Origin of the sequence: Corynebacterium sp. (genome assembly GCF_012838985.1) — a bacterium.
Lineage (GTDB): Bacteria > Actinomycetota > Actinomycetes > Mycobacteriales > Mycobacteriaceae > Corynebacterium.
On record NZ_DUOE01000178.1, the window covers coordinates 1 to 17,538 of the forward strand.

A 17,538-nucleotide genomic window follows, 5' to 3' on the forward strand; every position below is an offset into this window, starting at 1 on the left:
AACTGACCCCGGGAACGACGAATGCCCCGCACCAGACGGTGCGGGGCATCGACGTGGGTCGTCGATAAGCAAAGAGCTTAGCGAGCGGCCTCGATCTGGACGGTCTGTGCGACTGCCTGGATGACAGCGGCGACCTTGACGGCCTCCCAGACCTGCTCCTTGGTCAGACCCTCCTCGCGGACGGTCTTGTCGTGGGCGACGACGCAGTTCTCACAGCCGTTGATGGTCGAGACGGCCAGGGACCACAGTTCGAAGTCGGCCTTCTCTACGCCCGGCTTGGCGATGATGTTCATGCGCAGGCCGAACTTGACGTTGGTGTAGTCCTCGCCGAGGAAGTGCTTCGCGCGGTAGGCCACGTTGTTCATGGCCATGACGGTGGCGGCGCCGAGGGCTGCCTCGAAGGCCTCGTCGGAGAGGTGCTCCTTGGCCTCCTCGGAGATCTCGGCGAAGACGGTGTCGTTACCGGTGGCGGCGGCGGAGGCCAGCAGGGTGCCCCACAGCTGCTGCTCGTTGAGCTCGGTGGAACGGGTCAGGGAGCCCAGGTTGAGCTTCTGATCCTTCGCGTACTCGGGGAGGGCGCTCCTCAGGTTATCGATCGACATTACTTGAGGGACTCCTGAACGACATCCATCTTGTTGATGTTCTTGGTCGGGTCGTTGGCCTGCCAGTTGCATGCGCAGACCTCCTCGGACTGCAGGGCGTCGAGGACACGCAGGACCTCGTCGACGTTGCGGCCGACGGCGTCCGGGGTGACGGAGACGAACTGGATGATGCCGTCCGGGTCGATGATGAAGGTTGCGCGGTCAGCGACACCGTCAGCGTTCTCGACACCCAGCTCACGAATGAGCTCGTGCTTGATGTCGGAGAACATCGGGAACGGGACGTCCTTCAGCTCGTCGTTGGTGGCGCGCCAGTTGAAGTGGGAGAACTCGTTGTCCACGGAGCCGCCCAGGATCTGGGTGTCGCGGTCCTGGAACTCCTCGTCGAGCTTGCCGAAAGCGGCGATCTCGGTCGGGCAGACGAAGGTGAAGTCCTTCGGGTAGAAGAAGACGACCTTCCACTTGCCCGGGTACTTGTCGAGGGAAACGGTCTCGAAGTAGTCGTCCGGCTGCTGGGCGTTGGCCTCAGACAGGTTGCCGCCCTTGAGGGCGAGCAGTTCGAACTCGGGGAACTTCTCTCCAACGGTCATGATTGCCATGCGTAAATCTCCTCAGAAAAGTGGGATGTGACGGCCGTCACGGAAAGGTCTTACGTTTGGGCCTCTCCGAAGCCAGAAACCATTATGCCCTGTCCGGGCCGGTTCGTCAATAACAATTTCTGTGGAGTTAATGTAAAGTGATAGGCATGAACAATAAGGAGTACCGTCCGACGCTGTCTCAGCTACGCACTTTCGTCACCATCGCTGAGAACAAGCACTTCGGCACGGCGGCCACGAAGCTGGGCATCTCACAGCCCTCACTCTCGCAGGCCCTCGTCGCCCTGGAGCAGGGACTGGGCATCCAGCTCATCGAGCGTTCCACCCGCCGCGTCATCGTCACGCCGGCCGGCGAGGAACTGCTCCCCTACGCCAAGACGACCCTCGACGCCGCCGACGCCTTCCTCGCCCATTCCCGCGGCACGCACGGCACACTCATCGGCCCGCTGACCGTCGGCATCATCCCGACGATCGCGCCCTACGTGCTACCCGGCCTGCTCACCGCCACCTCCACGCAGTACCCGGAACTGGAGCCGCGCATCGTGGAGGACCAGACCCGGAACCTGGTGCAGATGCTGCGCGACGGCCAGATCGACCTCGCCGTCATGGCGCTGCCCTCGGAGACCACCGGAGTCGCCGAGGTCCCGCTCTACACCGAGGACTTCACCGTCGTCGTCCCCGAGGACCACGCGCTCGCCGGCCGCGAGGACCTCGGCCTCTCCGACCTCGACGAGCTCGATCTGCTGCTTCTCGACGACGGCCACTGCCTCCACGACCAGATCGTCGATCTGTGCCGTAAGGCGGACCTCAACCCCACTGAGGCAGCCAACTCGGTCACGCGCGCCTCCTCGCTGACGACGATCATGCAGCTCGTCGCCGCGGGCCTCGGCGCCACCCTGGTGCCCGAGTCCGCGGTGCCCACCGAGTGTCGCCGTCCGGGCGTGGCCACCGCCACCTTCCGTGACGACGTCACCGCCCAGCGACAGATCGGCCTGGTCTACCGCAACTCCAGCTCCCGGGCGGAGGAGTTCCACCTCCTCGGGGAACTGACCACCGCCGCCTACCACGAGGCCCTCGCGCTGCCCGCCGAGGCCTGACCCCGCCCACCGGGGACGGCGGGGAGGGTGGCGCGTCGGGGCTTCCCCGCCGACAGCTAGGGCGTGACCGGCAGTGCCCCGCCGGCGGCCTGGCGGTAGATCATCGCCTGCGCGAGGAGGAACGCGGGGGCGAGGATGACGAGCGCCAGACCGAAGGTGAACAGCGCACCGAGGAACATGAGGATGCCGGACACGAGGTTGAACAGCAGCAGACGCCCGTAGTTGCGCAGGCCGGCCCGGAAGCCCTCCCTGACGGCTCCCCCGAAGGTGGTGCGGCGGTCGACGACGTACCAGATCATGAGCTGGGTCAGCGGAGCGACCAGCAGCGTCACGAGCCCCGCCACCAGGGCCATGATCATGACGACCCCGAGGAAGCCGAAGATGTCGTCCTCAGTGCTCAGCTCGTCGGCCGCGAAGGCGCCGCCGATGATCAGGGGGACGAACACAGGTGTCAGGGCCACGATCGTGACGAACTGGATCACCAGGTACAGCCCCAGGGCGGGGCCGAGGTTCACGCCGCCGGTGAAGTCACCGAGGCTGATCTCCTGCTTGTCCACCTGACGCAGGGCACCGTGGTAGACGTGGATCATCACCACGATGGAGACCAGTCCGAGCAGGAGCTGGTAGATGAGTGCACCGCCGCTGAAGCCCGACTCGAAGCCGGGGTTGAACTCCGTGGGCAGCTGTTCGGCGGGAGTGCCGAAGAGCATCTCCCCCGCCAGGGATCCGACGATGCTCAGTCCCACCAGGACCAGTGCACCGAGCATCCAGATCTTCCAGTTGCGGAGGGTCACGCTGAAGGCCCAGCGCACCGCCGGCATCAGGTCCACCCTGCCGGTGCCCTGCGCCCGGACGCCGCCCTGCTGTCCACCACCGCCCCAGTCCGCCGCCCCGTACCCGACGTACCCCGGGTGGCCCGTGTACCCCGTGGACCCGGAGAAGCCCGGCGCGTCCTCCGGGTGCGGGGTCGAGGGATAGGACGGGTAGGAGGGGTAGGAGGGGAACCCGTCGCCGCCGGAGTCCCCGCGGTTCTCCGGGTGCTGGTTCCGGTCCTCGGGAGGGTCGAAGGGGTTGGTCATCACGTTGACCTTTCTCATGTGGAGGGTAATCGGTCCCACGATAGAACAGTTGCCGGGAGGCGGTAGGATGAGTCGTCAGCCATGACTAACGCTTCTTCTGCCCCGATCACCCGGGACGCACTGTATGAACTGCTCAGTGACGTCTCCTTCGCCGATGAACGTGCTTTCCGACGTCGCCTCCACCGCGCCCGCTCCCCGAAGGCGTTGGAGGCGATCGCGAAGGATGTCCACCGCGCCGTCGAGAAGCGGCAGCTGATCGACATCGGCGTGCCGGAGATCACCTACCCGGAGTCGCTGCCGGTGTCGGCGCGCCGCGAGGACATCGCGGAGGCGATCGAGAACAACCAGGTCGTCATCATCGCCGGTGAGACCGGTTCCGGTAAGACGACCCAGATCCCGAAGATCTGCCTCGACCTGGGCCGCGGCCGCCGCGGACTCATCGGCCACACGCAGCCCCGTCGTCTGGCGGCCCGGACCGTCGCCGAGCGCATCGCGGAGGAGCTGGGCCAGCCGATCGGTGAGACGGTCGGCTACGCGATCCGTTTCGACGACCGCGTCTCCCCCACCTCCGCCGTCAAGCTCATGACCGACGGCATCCTGCTCGCCGAGATGCAGCGCGACCGTTTCCTCAACGCCTACGACACGATCATCATCGACGAGGCCCACGAGCGTTCCCTCAACATCGACTTCATCCTCGGCTACCTCAAGCGCCTGCTGCCGAAACGCCCCGACCTCAAGGTGATCATCACCTCCGCGACGATCGACCCGGAGAGCTTCGCCGAGCACTTCGCCGACGCCGAGGGCGATCCCGCCCCCATCATCGAGGTGTCGGGCCGTACCTTCCCGGTGGAGATCCGCTACCGTCCCCTGGAGTTCGAACGCGACGGCCGGGTCATCGACCAGGACCCGCTCGACGCGCTGTGCGAGGCCTGCGAGGAGCTCATGCTCGAGGGCCCCGGCGACATCCTCTGCTTCTTCCCCGGTGAGCGTGACATCCGCGACGCGATGGAGGCCATCGAGGGCCGGAAGTGGCGGGGCGTGGAGGTCACCCCCCTGTTCGGCCGCCTGTCCAACCAGGAGCAGCACCGGGTCTTCCAGCCGCACTCCGGCCGCCGGATCGTCCTGTCGACGAACATCGCCGAGACCTCGCTGACCGTCCCCGGCATCCGCTACGTCGTGGACACCGGCACGGCGCGTATCTCCCGCTACTCCACGCGCAACAAGGTCCAGCGTCTGCCCATCGAGCCGATCTCGCAGGCCTCCGCCAACCAGCGTTCGGGCCGTTGCGGCCGCGTCGCCGACGGCATCGCCATCCGCCTGTACTCCGAGGACGACTTCAACTCCCGCCCGGAGTTCACCGACCCGGAGATCCTGCGCACCAACCTGGCCAGCGTCATCCTCCAGATGGCGCTCATGCGCCTGGGCGACATCGCCGAGTTCCCCTTCGTCCAGGCCCCGGAGAACCGCGCCATCCGCGACGGCCTCCTCCTCCTGCACGAACTGGGGGCCCTCACCGACGAGGAACGCGACGGCCAGCCCGTGCTCACGCAGGTCGGCCGCGACATCGCCCGCATCCCGGTCGACCCCCGCATGGCCCGCATGCTCGTCGAGGCCAACCACCTCGGCGAACTCGACGCCGTGATCGTCATCGTCGCCGCCATGACCATCCAGGACGTGCGCGAACGCCCCCTGGAGAAGCAGGCGCAGGCCGACCAGAAGCACGCCCGCTTCAAGGACACCACGAGTGACTTCCTCAGCTCCCTGAAGCTGTGGGACTACATCACCCAGTCCCGCGACGACCTCTCAGGCAATGCTTTCCGACGCCGCATGAAGTCCGAGTACCTCCACTACATGCGCATCCGCGAGTGGTACGACCTGGTCCGCCAGCTGCGCGAGGTCACCCGCCAGCTCGGCTGGTCCGCGCGCCACCTCGGGGAGGTCGCCGGCGACCGCAACCCGGACGCCATCCACCAGTCCCTGCTGTCCGGCCTGCTCTCCCACATCGGTGCCCGCGACGGCAACACCCGCGAGTTCAAGGGTGCCCGCGGCACGCGCTTCATGGTCTTCCCCGGATCCTCCCTGGCGAAGAAGCCGCCGGAGTTCCTCATGGCCGCCGAGCTGGTGGAGACCTCCCGGCTGTGGGCGCGCGACGTCGCGAAGATCGAGCCCTCCTGGGTGGAGAAGCTCGCCGGACCGCTGCTCAAGCACCAGTACTCGGATCCCTCCTGGTCGCGGAACCGGTCCTCCGGCATCGCCCGCCAGAAGTCCACGCTCTACGGCGTGACCATCGTGGCCGACCGCGTCGTGCCCTACCACCGGGTTGACCCGGAGGCGGCGCGTGACATGTTCATCCGCCACGCGCTCATCGAGGGCGACTGGAACACCCACCACACCTTCTTCCACTCCAACGTGGAGAAGCTCGAGACCGCCGCGGAGGTCGAGGAGAAGGCCCGCCGTCGTGGCCTGGTCATCGACGAGGAGGCGCTCTTCGACTTCTACGACGCCCGCCTCCCGGAGACCGTCACCACCGGCCGGCACTTCGACTCATGGTGGAAGAAGGAACGGCAGGCCAACCCGCACCTGCTTGACTTCGACCCCGAGGCCCTCCTCGGCGACGACGCCGAGGACATCACCGAGGCCGCCTTCCCCGACAAGTGGCGCAAGGGGACCATCGTCTACGACCTGGAGTACCGCTTCGAACCGGGCCACCCGCAGGACGGCGTGACCGTCCTCGTGCCGATCCCCCTGCTGGCCGGCATGGACCGGGAGGGCTTCGACTGGCTCGTCCCGGGTCTGCGTGAGGAACTGCTCACCGAGCTGATCCGCACCCTGCCGAAAGACAAGCGCCGCACCGTCGTACCCGCCCCCGACTACGCCCGGCAGGCCCTGCCGCGGCTGGTGCCCTACGAGGGGTCCCTCGTCGAGCAGTTCACGCAGGTGCTCCATTCGATGGGTGGCCGCCACATCTCGACGGAGGACTTCCGTCCTTCCGCGATCCCGGCGCACCTGAAGATGACGTACGGGGCCGTCGACAAGCGGGGCAAGGTCATCGACGCCGACAAGGACCTCGGGGCACTGATCAAGCGTCAGGCCGGGTCGATCCGCTCCTCCGTGAGCAAGCGGGCCCGGCAGAGCGAGGCCAAGGCCGTGCCGAAGTGGACGAGCGAGACCCTGGGCACCGTGCAGGAGGAGGTGACCACCGTCGTCGACGGCCACGAGGTCACCGCCTACCCGGCACTGGTGGCCACACCCGGGGGCGTGGAGATCCGCGTGCACCCGACGAAGGCCGCCGCGGACGCCTCCATGATGACCGCGACGCTGACGCTGCTCCTGCGGGAGATCTCCGTCAACACCGCGCAGATGACCAAGGGGCTGCCCCTGCAGCAGCGCGTCGCCGTGGACCACTACCCGCACGGCGGTGCCCAGGGGCTCGTCGAGGACGCCCGCGTCGCCGCGATCCGTGACCTCATGATCGAACACGGCGGGCCGGTCCGTTCCCCCGAGGAGTTCGAGGCCCTGCGCGCGAAGGTGGCCCCCGACGTGCCGGGGGCGGTCCGCCGGACCGTCGTGTCCCTCGCCCCGGCTCTCATCGAGTACCAGTCCGTCGCCGAGGAACTCTCCCGCTGGAGCGGTGACGCCATCGACGACATGACCGCCCAGCTGGAGTTCCTGCTCCCCCGCAACGCGGTCACCCTGCACGGGGCCGCCCAGCTGCGTCACCTGCCCCGCTACCTGCAGGCCATGCATATCCGCCTGGAGGAGATGGCGCAGGATCCGGACAAGGACGCCGACCGCCAGGACGAGGTCGAGGAGGCCCAGTCCTATCTCACGCTGCGGCTGGCGAAGCTGCCGCAGGGCCGGGAGAAGACGCGCGAGGTCAAGGACATCCGCTGGATGATCGAGGAGTTGCGCGTCAGCCTGTTCGCCCAGCGGCTGGGGACGGCCCGGCCCATATCGCTGCGCCGCATCCAGAAGGCGGTGGACAAGCTCCGCTGACCGGTCAGCCCTCCAGGGGGGCGGAGGCCTCCTCGCGGGCACGGCGGCGCATGAGGCGGATCTCTGACTCGAAGTCCTCGGCGGATTCGAAGGACTTGTAGACGGAGGCGAAGCGCAGGTAGGCGACCTCGTCGAGGGCGCGGAGCGGCTCCAGGATCGCCAGACCGATGTCATTGGCGTGCACCTGGGAGCTGCCGTGGGAACGGACGGTCTCCTCGACCTCCTGGGCCAGGCGCTTGAGTGCGTCATCGGAGACGTCGCGCCCCTGGCAGGCCCGGCGCACGCCGAGCACGACCTTGTCGCGGCTGAACGGCTCCGTCACCCCGTTGCGCTTGATCACGAGCAGAACGGCCTTCTCGATGGTGGTGAACCTGCCGTGACAGGAGGTGCACTCCCGGCGGCGCCGGATGGAGGCACCGGAGTCGATGATGCGGGAGTCAATCACCCGCGAGTGGTCGTGATGGCAGAACGGGCAGTACACGGTGAGCTCTCAACGCCTTTCTGGGACGGGAGGACGGGCTCCTGATGACCCCTCAGTCTACCCGTCACGCCTCAGCGCCCCTGGACGGTGACGGGAGCGACGGCCGGCTCCTCTCCCCCGTCCACGCCCAGCACGGCGGCCCCGACGACCGCCAGCCCCAGCACTCCGCCGAGCAGGTAGGTCAGTGCCGTCTCCCGGCGCCGGCGGGCGCGGTCCTGCCAGGTCTCGTGGTGCGGCTCCTCCGGCCCCTCAGCCACCCCGGCGAGTCGGCCCTGCGTTCGATCCAGTGAGCGCAGCGTACGGATACCACGCTGCTCCGCGGACCCTTCCCGGAATCCGGAGGGCTCCCACACCGCGGCAGCGGGCACCGCGGGCCCGACCCGCTGATAATCACTGTCACCTGCACGGGAGTCGTGGATGAAGGTCGTCATGGGGCGGTCCTTTCCTGACCTGTCTGATCTGCGGGAAGAATAACGGCGGCCGTCGACACCCTCACACCGACAACCGTTCAGGTGTTCGAATCAGCTCCTGTGTTCGATTTATAGCATCCGTTCGAAAGTCTGTCCACAAATCGCCGGAATCAGTCGAACATCCGTACCACGACGTGGTAGACATGTATCAGGTGAAAGACGTACCCGAGGTGCGTCATTCGAACAGCAGCGCCGCGAAACTCCGGCCCCACAAGGAGCGAGAAGACCATGTCCGCCAAGACGCCGCCGCCCGGCAAGCCCGACCCGTCCATCCTGTCCGACCGCCAGCGACGCATCCTGGAGGTCATCCGGGATGCCGTCGTGCTGCGGGGCTACCCACCGAGCATCCGTGAGATCGGTGACGCCGCCGGACTGCAGTCGACCTCCTCCGTGGCCTACCAGCTCAAGCAGCTCGAGAAGAAGGGCTTCCTGCGGCGTGACCCCAACAAGCCGCGCGCCGTGGACGTCCGCACCCTGCCCTCCACCGAACCGACCCGGAAGCCGGGCCGGAAGGCGGGCCCGAAGACCGCGCAGGCCCCGGAGGGGGCGGGTGCCGCCAACTTCATCCCGGTGCTGGGCCGTATCGCCGCCGGCTCCCCGATCCTCGCCGAGCAGGAGGTGGAGGACTACTACCCGCTGCCCGCCGACCTCGTGGGCGACGGCGAGCTCTTCATGCTCCAGATCGACGGCGAGTCGATGCGGGACGCCGGCATCCTCCACGGCGACTGGGTGGTCGTCCGTTCCCAGCCGGTGGCCGAGCAGGGTGAGTTCGTGGCCGCCCTCATCGACGGGGAGGCGACCGCCAAGGAGTTCCACAAGGACTCCACGGGTGTGTGGCTGCTCCCCCACAACGACGACTACGCGCCCATCCCCGGCGACCAGGCGGAGATCATGGGCAAGATCGTCTCCGTCTTCCGTCGCCTCTGACCCACCCCCGTCTGATCGGGCATTCCGCGGTTCCGGGATCCACAGTTTCCCACCCAAACGGGCCCGTCAGGGACCCGCGCGAAGGGAGCGCACCCTCGTGGTGTCCCGGCGTGCCCGCCCCCGTTCGTCCTGTACAGGTCCCGTTCCCTTCACCTGGGACCCTGATTTTTGAAACAATGGGAAAAACGGACATCCGCGGGTGTCCGATTTCACCACCCGGTCGTCAGAGGAGACCCCATGTACGCAGAGGAACGCCGTCGGCAGATCGCCTCCCTCACCGCTGTTGAGGGCCGAGTCAATGTCACCGAACTGGCGAACCGCTTCGACGTCACCGCCGAGACGATCCGCCGGGATCTCGCGGTGCTCGACAGGGAGGGTGTGGTGCACCGCGTGCACGGCGGCGCCGTCGCGAGCCAGACCTTCCAGACCACCGAGTTCTCCCTCGACGCCCGTTTCCGTTCCGCCCCGACCGCCAAGTCGGCGATCGCCCGCGCCGCGCTCCGGTTCCTCCCTGAACCCCAGGGCGGACTCTTCCTCGACGCCGGCTCGACCATCGGCACGCTGGCGGACCTCATCGCCGAGCAGCCGAACGCACGGCAGTGGTCCATCGTGACCAACAGCCTGCCCATCGCCCTCAACCTGGCCACCAAGGGTCTCAGCGAGGTGCAGCTGCTGGGTGGTTCCGTCCGGGCCATCACGCAGGCCGTCGTCGGTGACACCGCCCTGCGCACGCTGGCGCTCATGCGTGCCGACGTCGCCTTCATCGGCACCAACGCCCTCACCCTGGACCACGGACTGTCCACGGCGGACGCCCAGGAGGCGGCCATCAAGTCGGCCATGGTGACCAACGCCCACAAGGTCGTCGTCCTCTGCGACTCGACGAAGCTGGGCACCGACTACCTGGTGAGCTTCGCGGGTATCGACGACATCGACGTCGTCATCACCGATCCCGCCGCACCGGAGTCCTTCGTCACGGCGCTCCGCGAGCGCGAGGTCGACGTCATCATCGCCGACAACTGACCTCGCGCCACGCGGGCGTCGGCAAGCAGCTACCCGAGGACCATCTCCCGGGCGATCTCGCGTGCGGCGGTGGCGCCGGGGGCGTTGAGCACCGCCTCAGCCAGTTCCTGGCAGGCGGCGAGATCCAGCTCCGCCAGCTGCGCGCCGACGCCGGCGACGGCGGTGGACGCGGCCGACAGTGAGGTCACGCCGAGACCGGTGAGCACGCAGGCCAGCTTCGGGTCGGCGGCGGCCTCACCGCACACGCCGACGGGGGTCTCGGTGAGCTCGCCGACGCGGCAGGTCTCCTTGACCAGGCGCAGGACGGCCGGCTGCCACGGGTCGGTGAGGTAGGCCAGGTTCGGGGAGAGCCGGTCGGCGGCCATCGTGTACTGCGTGAGGTCGTTCGTGCCGATGGAGACGAAGTCCAGGTGGGGCATGATCTTGTCGGCCATGATGACGGCCGCGGGGACCTCGATCATCGCGCCCGGGGTGAGGCCACGCTCGCGGCACAGGTCGGCGAACCAGCGGGCCTCGCGTTCGCGGGCGAGCATCGGGGCCATGACCCAGGTGGGGGCGTCCTCGCCGCGTCCCTCGGCGGCCAGCGCGATGGCGTCGAGCTGGCGGACCATGATGCCCTCGTTGTCCCAGGCGATGCGGAGGCCGCGGACGCCGAGCGCCGGGTTGTCCTCATGCTCCATGTTGGCGTAGGCGATGGGCTTGTCGGAGCCTGCGTCGAGGGTGCGGATGACCACCTTGGAGTGCGGGAAGGCGTCGAAGACCTTCCGGTAGACGGCGGCCTGCTCCTCCACGGAGGGCTCCTGGGAGGTGCTGAGGAAGCTCATCTCGGTGCGGTAGAGACCGATGCCCTCGGCCTGCGTGTCGGCGGCGATGCGGGCGGCGTTGCCGTCGGCGACGTTGGCCAGCAGCTGGACCCGGTGCCCGTCCTTCGTCTGGGCCGGGCCGCGCCACTGGGCGACGATCGCGGCACGCTCACGGGAGGAGGCGACGGCCGCACGGGCGACGTCCTCGTCGGCGTCGAGGGTGACGGTGCCGCTGGCGCCGTCGACGAGCACGTGCTCACCGGCCGGGATCTCGTGGACCGCGCGGCCGGCGGCGACGATGCAGGGCACGTTGAGCTGGCGGGCGATGATCGCGGTGTGGCTGGTGGGGCCGCCGAGCTCGGTGACCAGGGCGACCACGAGCTCCGGGTTGAGGGTGGCGGTGTCCGCCGGGGAGAGATCGTCGGCGAAGAGGACGGATTCGCGCGTGACGTCGGGCAGGCCCGGTTCGTCCTCGCCGCGGAGTTCGGCGATGACGCGGTCGCGGATGTCCCGCAGGTCGGTGGTGCGCTCGGCCATGAGTCCGCCGGCGGCCTCGAACATGTCGATGAACTTCTGGGTGGCGGCGACGGTGGCGTAGTCGGCCGGGTGCCCACCGGCGATGTTCTTCTTCACTGTCCGGCGCCAGCCGCGGTCGGTGACCATGCCGGCGGTGGCCCGGAGAACCTCCGCGGCGGCCCCCTCGACGGTGTCGGCGCGGGCGGTGAGACGGGCGGCGACGGCGTCGGCGGCGGTGGTGAAGCGTTCGAACTCGGCGTCGTGTGCGTCATCGGCGATCGTGGCGCCGGCGGTGGGCAGTTCGGGTCGGGGGTGGACCCAGATGGCGGGTGCGTAGGCGATTCCGGCGACCACGCCGGTGCCCTTGATGATCGTGGAGTCAGAAATCATGGTGGCTGGTCCCATCTCACAGTGACGAGGTGTTGTGACATCCAGAACACCACAAAATCCACTGGTTAGCAACGATACAGACAGCCAACTCTTGACAAACGGACACAATCGGGCAATACTTAGGTCACAACACCACATTAGATGTGATCTAGTTCATCAATTTTATAACGTCTCGCCCCGGACCACCCCGGAGCGCCCCGGCCCCCGGGGAACGCCCCTTAGGATTGATCCAGCTCAGGGCACGTCCGGCCACACGGTCGGACACAGATCCGGGCATGCGTCCTCCGCACCCCGCGGAGACGCGGCAACAGCACGTTTTTTCCGAACGGACAGGGAGCCCGCCGTGATTCTCACCCTCACCCCCAACCCCAGTATCGACGCGACCATGCAACTGGGGACGAGGCTGCGCCGCGGGCTCGTCCACCGCCCCTCCGCCATCTCCCAGGTGGCCGGCGGCAAAGGCGTCAACGTCACGCACGCGCTGACCCTGGCCGACAAGCTCAGCCTCGCCCTCTTCCCGGCGGACAGCAACGACCCCTTCGTGGCGCTGGCCCGCCGGGCGGGGATCCCCTTCCACTCCATCCCGGTGTCCGGGGGCGTCCGGATCAACACCACCCTCACCGAGCCGGACGGCACCACCACCAAGATCAACGGCCTCGGCGCGGAGATCGAACCGCCCACCCGCCGCATCATCGAGGAGACCGTCGTCCGCCTCGCCGCGAACGCCTCCTGGCTGGTCATGGCTGGTTCACTGCCCCCGGGCGTACCGACCGGCTGGTACACGGAGCTCATCTCAGCCGTCCGCGGGACGCACCCGGACCTCCCCATCGCCGTCGACACGTCCGACGCCGCGATGATCGCCCTCGGCGAGGGCTTCGGCGTCGCCGCCCCCACGCTCATCAAGCCCAACGGCCTGGAGCTGGGGCAGCTGGTCGACCGGGACGGCGAACACCTGGAGCAGGCCGCCGCGGAGGGGGACTTCGCTCCCGTCGTCGAGGCCGCCCGCATCGTCGTCGAGCGCGGGGTCCGCGAGGTCCTGGTCACCCTCGGAGCCGCCGGCGGTGTCCTGGTCACGAGGGACGGCGTCTGGCACGCCACCCCTCCCCCGGTCGACGTCATGTCCACCGTCGGCGCCGGTGACAGCTCTCTCGCCGGTTACCTCATGGCTCGCGCCGAGGGCGCCGGCCCCGCCGACTGCCTGGCCCGCGCCATCGCCTACGGCACCGCCGCCACCGGCCTGCCCGGCACCACCATTCCTTCCCCCACACAACTAAATCTCGAGGAAACCCATGTCCGTCATCTCTCCTGACCTGGTACGTCTGGACGCCGACCTCGGCGCCTCCACCACCGAGGTCATCACCGCCCTGGCCGGGGTCGTCCATGACGCCGACCGCGCCAGCTCCCAGCAACTGCTTGCCGACGCCGCCCTCGCCCGCGAGGCCCAGAACCCCACGGGTGTGCCCGGGCGCGTCGCCATCCCCCACTGCCGTTCCGCGGCAGTCGAGGTCCCGACCCTGGCCTTCGCCCGGCTGTCCCGCCCCGTTGATTTCGGCGGGCCCGACGGCGACGCCGAACTCGTCTTCCTCATCGCCGCCCCGGAGGGCGGCGGCAAGGCCCACCTGAAGATCCTCTCGAAGCTGGCCCGTGCCCTCGTGCGCGGTGACTTCGTCGAGCGCCTGCGTGCCGCCACCACGGAGCAGGAGATCGTCACGGCCGTCGAGGAGGTCGTGGGCGACATCCCGCAAGCAGCCCCTGCAGCCCCTGCGACCCCTGCACCCACCTCCCCGGAAACCGCCGAAAACGCGGAAACCGCTGACAACGCCAAGGACGTCGGGAAGCAGGTGACCCGCCTCGTCGCGGTCACCGCCTGCCCCACCGGCATCGCCCACACCTACATGGCCGCCGACGCCCTGGCGCAGACGGCCGCCGCCCGCGAGGACGTCAAACTCCACGTCGAGACCCAGGGTTCCTCCTCCACCGAGGCCCTGGACCCGGCCCTCATCCGGGACGCGGACGCCGTCATCTTCGCCACCGACGTCGGTGTGCGTGACCGCGAGCGTTTCGCCGGCAAGCCCGTCATCGAGTCGCCCGTCAAGCGCGCCATCAACGAGCCCTCCGTCATGCTCGACGAGGCCGTCGCCGCCTCCCGTAACCCGGAGGCACGTCGGGTGAGCGGGGCGGCGTCGGCAGGCACCGCCGAGACGGAGAAGCAGGCCCAGCTGAGCTGGCCGCGCCGCATCCAGCAGGCGGTGATGACGGGTGTGTCCTACATGATCCCGTTCGTCGCGGCCGGTGGTCTGCTGCTGGCCCTCGGCTTCCTCGTCGGCGGCTACGACATGGCCAACGGCTGGCAGGCGATCGCGCTGCAGCATTCGCTGACCAACCTGCCCGGCAACACCGTGCTCGTCGACGGCGCCGCCATGACCTTCGACCGCGCCGGACTCGCGCTCTACCTGGGTGCGGTACTCTTCGCCACGGGTCAGATGGCGATGGGCTTCGTCGTCGCGGCCCTGTCCGGTTACACGGCCTACGCCCTGGCCGGGCGCCCCGGCATCGCGCCCGGTTTCGTCGGCGGCGCGATCTCCGTGCTCATCGGCGCCGGCTTCATCGGTGGTCTGGTCACCGGTGTGCTGGCCGGTGTGGTGGCCTACTGGATCGGCTCCTGGAAGGTGCCCCGCATCCTGGGTTCGCTCATGCCCGTGGTGATCATCCCGCTGCTGACCTCGCTCATCGTCGGCCTGTCGATGTTCCTGCTGCTCGGGCGCCCGCTGGAGGGCATCATGAGCGGGCTGACCGACTGGCTGTCCTCGATGTCCGGTTCCTCGGCGGTGCTGCTGGGTGTCATCCTCGGTCTGATGATGTGCTTCGACCTGGGTGGTCCGGTGAACAAGGCGGCCTACCTCTTCGCCACCGCCGGCCTGTCCACGGGTGATGAGTCCGCCATGCAGATCATGGCCGCGGTCATGGCCGCCGGCATGGTCCCGCCGATCGCCCTGTCCGTGGCCACCTTCCTGCGCAGCCGTCTGTTCAGCCCCGCGGAGCAGGAGAACGGCAAGTCCGCCTGGCTGCTGGGGCTGTCCTTCATCTCCGAGGGGGCGATCCCGTTCGCCGCGGCTGATCCGCTGCGTGTCATCCCGTCGATGATGATCGGTGGTGCGACCACCGGTGCGTTGTCCATGGCGCTCGGAGTCGGTTCCCGGGCCCCGCACGGCGGTGTGTTCGTCCTCTTCGCCATCGACCCCTGGTGGGGCTTCCTGGTGGCGATCCTGGCCGGCACGGTCGTCTCCGTGGTCGCCGTCATCGCCCTCAAGCAGTTCTGGCCGACGAAGGCGGTAGCAGCCGTCCCGGTCGATGCCTAAACTGGCTTACAGTTCCAGAAGATCCCCACGTCCAGGAAAGGACCCCATCCATGGCCTCCAAGACCGTGACCGTCGGCTCCGCAGTCGGCCTCCATGCCCGCCCCGCCGCCATCGTCGCTGACGCAGCCGCCGAGTACGACGACGAGATCCTCCTCACCCTCGTCGGCGACGAGGACGGTGAGGAAGCGGACGCCGCCTCCTCCCTCATGATCATGGCGCTCGGCGCGGAGAAGGGTGACCAGGTCACCGTCACCTCCGACAACGCTGACGCCGTCGAGAAGATCGCCGCCCTCATCGAGTCGGATCTGGACAAGTAGTCCGGGCGCCCCAGACACGCAAGACACAGAGAACGCCTCCCTCCCCTGTCTGCAGGGGCGGGAGGCGTCCGTCGTTTCTCAGGTCACATGTAGGCGATGATGATCGCGTCGTGGCGTTCGGCGGCCTCGGCGAAGAACTGCGCCAGGCCGGGCAGGTCGTGGGAGTAGGTGACCTCGCCGACCTCGGAGAGGGCCTGCGCGATCATGGTCACCTGGACGGGTGCCAGCGCGTTGCGCGTCGGCTTGTACTGCCACATCTCGCCGCCGTTGAGGGCGGGCTCCGCGTGCGTGAGCATGAGGTCGTCGTCGAGGATGAACCACTCGTCGCTGAGACGCAGGACCGGGAGCTCTTCCTCGGCGATGAGCTTTTCGACGACCGCCACCCGGTCCGGGTTGACCGTCAGTCGCAGGTAATCGTCCTTGGAGACGGCAAGGTAAACAGGAACACGCATGCCTACCGTTCTACCACCGGGAGGGGTCCGCGGGCTCCCCGGCCGCGGTGTTCCACGGGGTGTCTGTGACGAATATCGCGCCCCGCCGCCCGGAACCCCCGGGGGCTGTCAGTTGTGGAACTTGGCGTGGCGCCCCTCGCCGACGGTGATGTAGAGCCATCTGAGCACCGGGTAGGCGACGATGATGCCCGCCGATCCCCAGGCGATGCCCTCGAGCTCGATCCCGCCCACCGTCAGCGTCAGGTTGCCGATGCCCGCGATGAGCGCCACCGCCGCTGCAGTGAGGTTGACGGGGTTGTTGAAGTTGACCCGGTTGTCCTGCCAGATGCGGATGCCCAGCATGCCGATGAGGCCGTAGAGCACGAGCGTCGCACCGCCCAGGACGCCGGTGGGGATGGTGAAGATGAGAGCCCCGAACTTGGGGATGAACGCCAGGGCGACGGCGGTGGCGGCGGCCACCCAGTAGGCGGCCGTGGAGTAGACGCGGGTGGCGGCCATGACGCCGATGTTCTCCGCGTAGGTCGTCGTGCCCGAGCCACCGAAGGAACCCGCCAGGGTGGTGGCCAGGCCGTCCGCCACGAGGGCGTCGCCGGCCAGGTCGTCGAGGTTGCGCCCGGTCATCTCGGACACGGCCTTGACGTGGCCGACGTTCTCGGCGATGAGGACGATGACCACCGGCAGGGTGACCAGGATCGCAGAGAGGTGGAACTCCGGTGAATGGAACTCCGGCAGGCCGACCCAGGCGGCGTCCGCGATGGTGTCGGCCGCGCCCTCCGCGAGGTTGCCGGTGAGGGTGGCGAACACCCAGCCGACGATCACCCCGATGAGGATGCCCAGCCGCGCGACCATGCCGCGCCCGGCGACGGTGGCCAGCAGGATGGACACCATGGTCACGGTCGCCACCAGGGGCTGGGACTGGAAGTTCCCCGTGGCGACGGGCGCCAGGTTCAGGCCGATGAGCGCGACGATCGCGCCGGTCACCGCGGGTGGCATCACCGCGTCGATGACCTTCCGCCCGGCGGCCTTGACCGCCAGGCCCACGGCGACGAGCACCAGGCCGGTGACCAGGACGCCGCCGATCTGCGCGCCGGGGCCGTGCTGCTGGCTGGCGATGAGCGGGGCGATGAACGCGAAGGAGGAGCCCAGGTAGGAGGGCAGACGGTTGCGGGTGATGAGCAGGAAGAGCATCGTGCCCACACCCGAGAACAGCAGGGTGGTGTTGACGGGGAAGCCGGTGAGCGTGGGGACGAGCAGGGTGGCACCGAACATGGCCACGACATGCTGCATGCCGATGCCGATGGTGCGGGGCCAGCTGAGTCTCTCGTCGGGCGCGACGACCGCGCCGGGGGCAATCCTGCGGCCGTCGCCGTGGACGGTCCATCCGATGTTTCTGAGGGTCACGGTCTCACACTAGCGCCGATGAGTCCCAGACCCGG

The 17,538-nt window shown here is 68.5% G+C and carries 15 protein-coding genes; 7 read left to right on the top strand and 8 right to left on the bottom strand.

Translation table 11 applies throughout. The features are described from left to right. Positions 1–77: 77 nt before the first annotated feature. Together GXZ33_RS09980 and GXZ33_RS09985 are read right to left on the bottom strand one after the other, a co-directional pair. Positions 78–602: a carboxymuconolactone decarboxylase family protein gene (locus tag GXZ33_RS09980; RefSeq protein WP_291340884.1), complete on the bottom strand. Its 525-nt coding sequence runs from the start codon at positions 600–602 to the stop codon at positions 78–80. Next, entirely contained in the window at positions 602–1,198 is a 597-nt protein-coding gene (locus GXZ33_RS09985; RefSeq protein WP_291340885.1) for a peroxiredoxin, read from the bottom strand. Before GXZ33_RS09985 ends, GXZ33_RS09980 begins: the two co-directional genes overlap by 1 nt. A 146-nt stretch (positions 1,199–1,344) precedes the next feature. Between GXZ33_RS09985 and GXZ33_RS09990 the strand changes: the two genes are divergently transcribed. Continuing rightward, positions 1,345–2,292 (top strand): hydrogen peroxide-inducible genes activator, encoded by a 948-nt coding sequence (locus GXZ33_RS09990; RefSeq protein ID WP_291340886.1) that lies wholly within the window; start codon positions 1,345–1,347, stop codon positions 2,290–2,292. Between the two features lie 56 nt (positions 2,293–2,348). Here the strand turns inward: GXZ33_RS09990 and GXZ33_RS09995 are convergent, their stop codons facing one another. Further along, the gene (locus tag GXZ33_RS09995) at positions 2,349–3,389 is read right to left on the bottom strand and encodes a hypothetical protein (protein WP_291340887.1); all 1,041 of its coding nucleotides are present in this window, start codon (positions 3,387–3,389) and stop codon (positions 2,349–2,351) included. Between the two features lie 63 nt (positions 3,390–3,452). On the opposite strand from GXZ33_RS09995, the gene hrpA reads away from it, so the two are divergent. Further along, complete coding sequence (gene hrpA / locus GXZ33_RS10000) at positions 3,453–7,367, top strand: ATP-dependent RNA helicase HrpA (protein ID WP_291340888.1); 3,915 nt, start codon at positions 3,453–3,455, stop codon at positions 7,365–7,367. Between the two features lie 4 nt (positions 7,368–7,371). Here the strand turns inward: hrpA and nrdR are convergent, their stop codons facing one another. Continuing rightward, complete coding sequence (gene nrdR, locus GXZ33_RS10005) at positions 7,372–7,848, bottom strand: transcriptional regulator NrdR (RefSeq protein WP_291340889.1); 477 nt, start codon at positions 7,846–7,848, stop codon at positions 7,372–7,374. 71 nt (positions 7,849–7,919) lie between these two features. Then, a complete protein-coding gene (locus GXZ33_RS10010; protein WP_291340890.1) occupies positions 7,920–8,279 on the bottom strand; it encodes a hypothetical protein in 360 nt (119 codons plus the stop codon). A gap of 267 nt (positions 8,280–8,546) precedes the next feature. Here GXZ33_RS10010 and lexA point away from each other — a divergent pair, with 267 nt between their 5' ends. Together lexA and GXZ33_RS10020 are read left to right on the top strand one after the other, a co-directional pair. Beyond that, complete coding sequence (gene lexA / locus GXZ33_RS10015; protein WP_291340891.1) at positions 8,547–9,245, top strand: transcriptional repressor LexA; 699 nt, start codon at positions 8,547–8,549, stop codon at positions 9,243–9,245. 237 nt (positions 9,246–9,482) lie between these two features. Next, complete coding sequence (locus tag GXZ33_RS10020; RefSeq protein ID WP_291340892.1) at positions 9,483–10,265, top strand: DeoR/GlpR family DNA-binding transcription regulator; 783 nt, start codon at positions 9,483–9,485, stop codon at positions 10,263–10,265. Between the two features lie 29 nt (positions 10,266–10,294). Here the strand turns inward: GXZ33_RS10020 and ptsP are convergent, their stop codons facing one another. Further along, the gene (gene ptsP / locus GXZ33_RS10025; protein ID WP_291340893.1) at positions 10,295–11,974 is read right to left on the bottom strand and encodes a phosphoenolpyruvate--protein phosphotransferase; all 1,680 of its coding nucleotides are present in this window, start codon (positions 11,972–11,974) and stop codon (positions 10,295–10,297) included. Positions 11,975–12,317: 343 nt separating this feature from the next. On the opposite strand from ptsP, the gene GXZ33_RS10030 reads away from it, so the two are divergent. Genes GXZ33_RS10030 through GXZ33_RS10040 form a run of 3 tightly spaced genes read left to right on the top strand, consistent with a single transcriptional unit; the run spans position 12,318 to position 15,650 of the window. Next, positions 12,318–13,283, top strand: coding sequence for a 1-phosphofructokinase family hexose kinase (locus GXZ33_RS10030; protein WP_291340894.1), 966 nt, complete (start codon positions 12,318–12,320; stop codon positions 13,281–13,283). Next, positions 13,264–15,333: a fructose-specific PTS transporter subunit EIIC gene (locus tag GXZ33_RS10035; RefSeq protein ID WP_291340895.1), complete on the top strand. Its 2,070-nt coding sequence runs from the start codon at positions 13,264–13,266 to the stop codon at positions 15,331–15,333. The genes GXZ33_RS10030 and GXZ33_RS10035 overlap by 20 nt, the downstream gene beginning before the upstream one ends. Before the next feature lie 50 nt (positions 15,334–15,383). Then, positions 15,384–15,650: an HPr family phosphocarrier protein gene (locus tag GXZ33_RS10040; RefSeq protein WP_291340896.1), complete on the top strand. Its 267-nt coding sequence runs from the start codon at positions 15,384–15,386 to the stop codon at positions 15,648–15,650. 83 nt (positions 15,651–15,733) lie between these two features. Here GXZ33_RS10040 and GXZ33_RS10045 read toward each other — a convergent pair whose 3' ends face one another. Continuing rightward, positions 15,734–16,102, bottom strand: coding sequence for a hypothetical protein (locus tag GXZ33_RS10045; RefSeq protein WP_291340897.1), 369 nt, complete (start codon positions 16,100–16,102; stop codon positions 15,734–15,736). A gap of 108 nt (positions 16,103–16,210) precedes the next feature. Next, complete coding sequence (locus GXZ33_RS10050; protein ID WP_291340898.1) at positions 16,211–17,503, bottom strand: solute carrier family 23 protein; 1,293 nt, start codon at positions 17,501–17,503, stop codon at positions 16,211–16,213. Positions 17,504–17,538 lie beyond the last annotated feature (35 nt).

Bases quoted from the DNA above. Each gene is read 5' to 3' on its own strand.
- GXZ33_RS09980 (WP_291340884.1), bottom strand. From the start codon at position 602: ATGTCGATCGATAACCTGAGGAGCGCCCTCCCCGAGTACGCGAAGGAT.
- GXZ33_RS09985 (WP_291340885.1), bottom strand. From the start codon at position 1,198: ATGGCAATCATGACCGTTGGAGAGAAGTTCCCCGAGTTCGAACTGCTC.
- GXZ33_RS09990 (WP_291340886.1), top strand. From the start codon at position 1,345: ATGAACAATAAGGAGTACCGTCCGACGCTGTCTCAGCTACGCACTTTC.
- GXZ33_RS09995 (WP_291340887.1), bottom strand. From the start codon at position 3,389: ATGAGAAAGGTCAACGTGATGACCAACCCCTTCGACCCTCCCGAGGAC.
- hrpA (WP_291340888.1), top strand. From the start codon at position 3,453: ATGACTAACGCTTCTTCTGCCCCGATCACCCGGGACGCACTGTATGAA.
- GXZ33_RS10010 (WP_291340890.1), bottom strand. From the start codon at position 8,279: ATGACGACCTTCATCCACGACTCCCGTGCAGGTGACAGTGATTATCAG.
- lexA (WP_291340891.1), top strand. From the start codon at position 8,547: ATGTCCGCCAAGACGCCGCCGCCCGGCAAGCCCGACCCGTCCATCCTG.
- GXZ33_RS10020 (WP_291340892.1), top strand. From the start codon at position 9,483: ATGTACGCAGAGGAACGCCGTCGGCAGATCGCCTCCCTCACCGCTGTT.
- ptsP (WP_291340893.1), bottom strand. From the start codon at position 11,974: ATGATTTCTGACTCCACGATCATCAAGGGCACCGGCGTGGTCGCCGGA.
- GXZ33_RS10035 (WP_291340895.1), top strand. From the start codon at position 13,264: ATGTCCGTCATCTCTCCTGACCTGGTACGTCTGGACGCCGACCTCGGC.
- GXZ33_RS10040 (WP_291340896.1), top strand. From the start codon at position 15,384: ATGGCCTCCAAGACCGTGACCGTCGGCTCCGCAGTCGGCCTCCATGCC.
- GXZ33_RS10045 (WP_291340897.1), bottom strand. From the start codon at position 16,102: ATGCGTGTTCCTGTTTACCTTGCCGTCTCCAAGGACGATTACCTGCGA.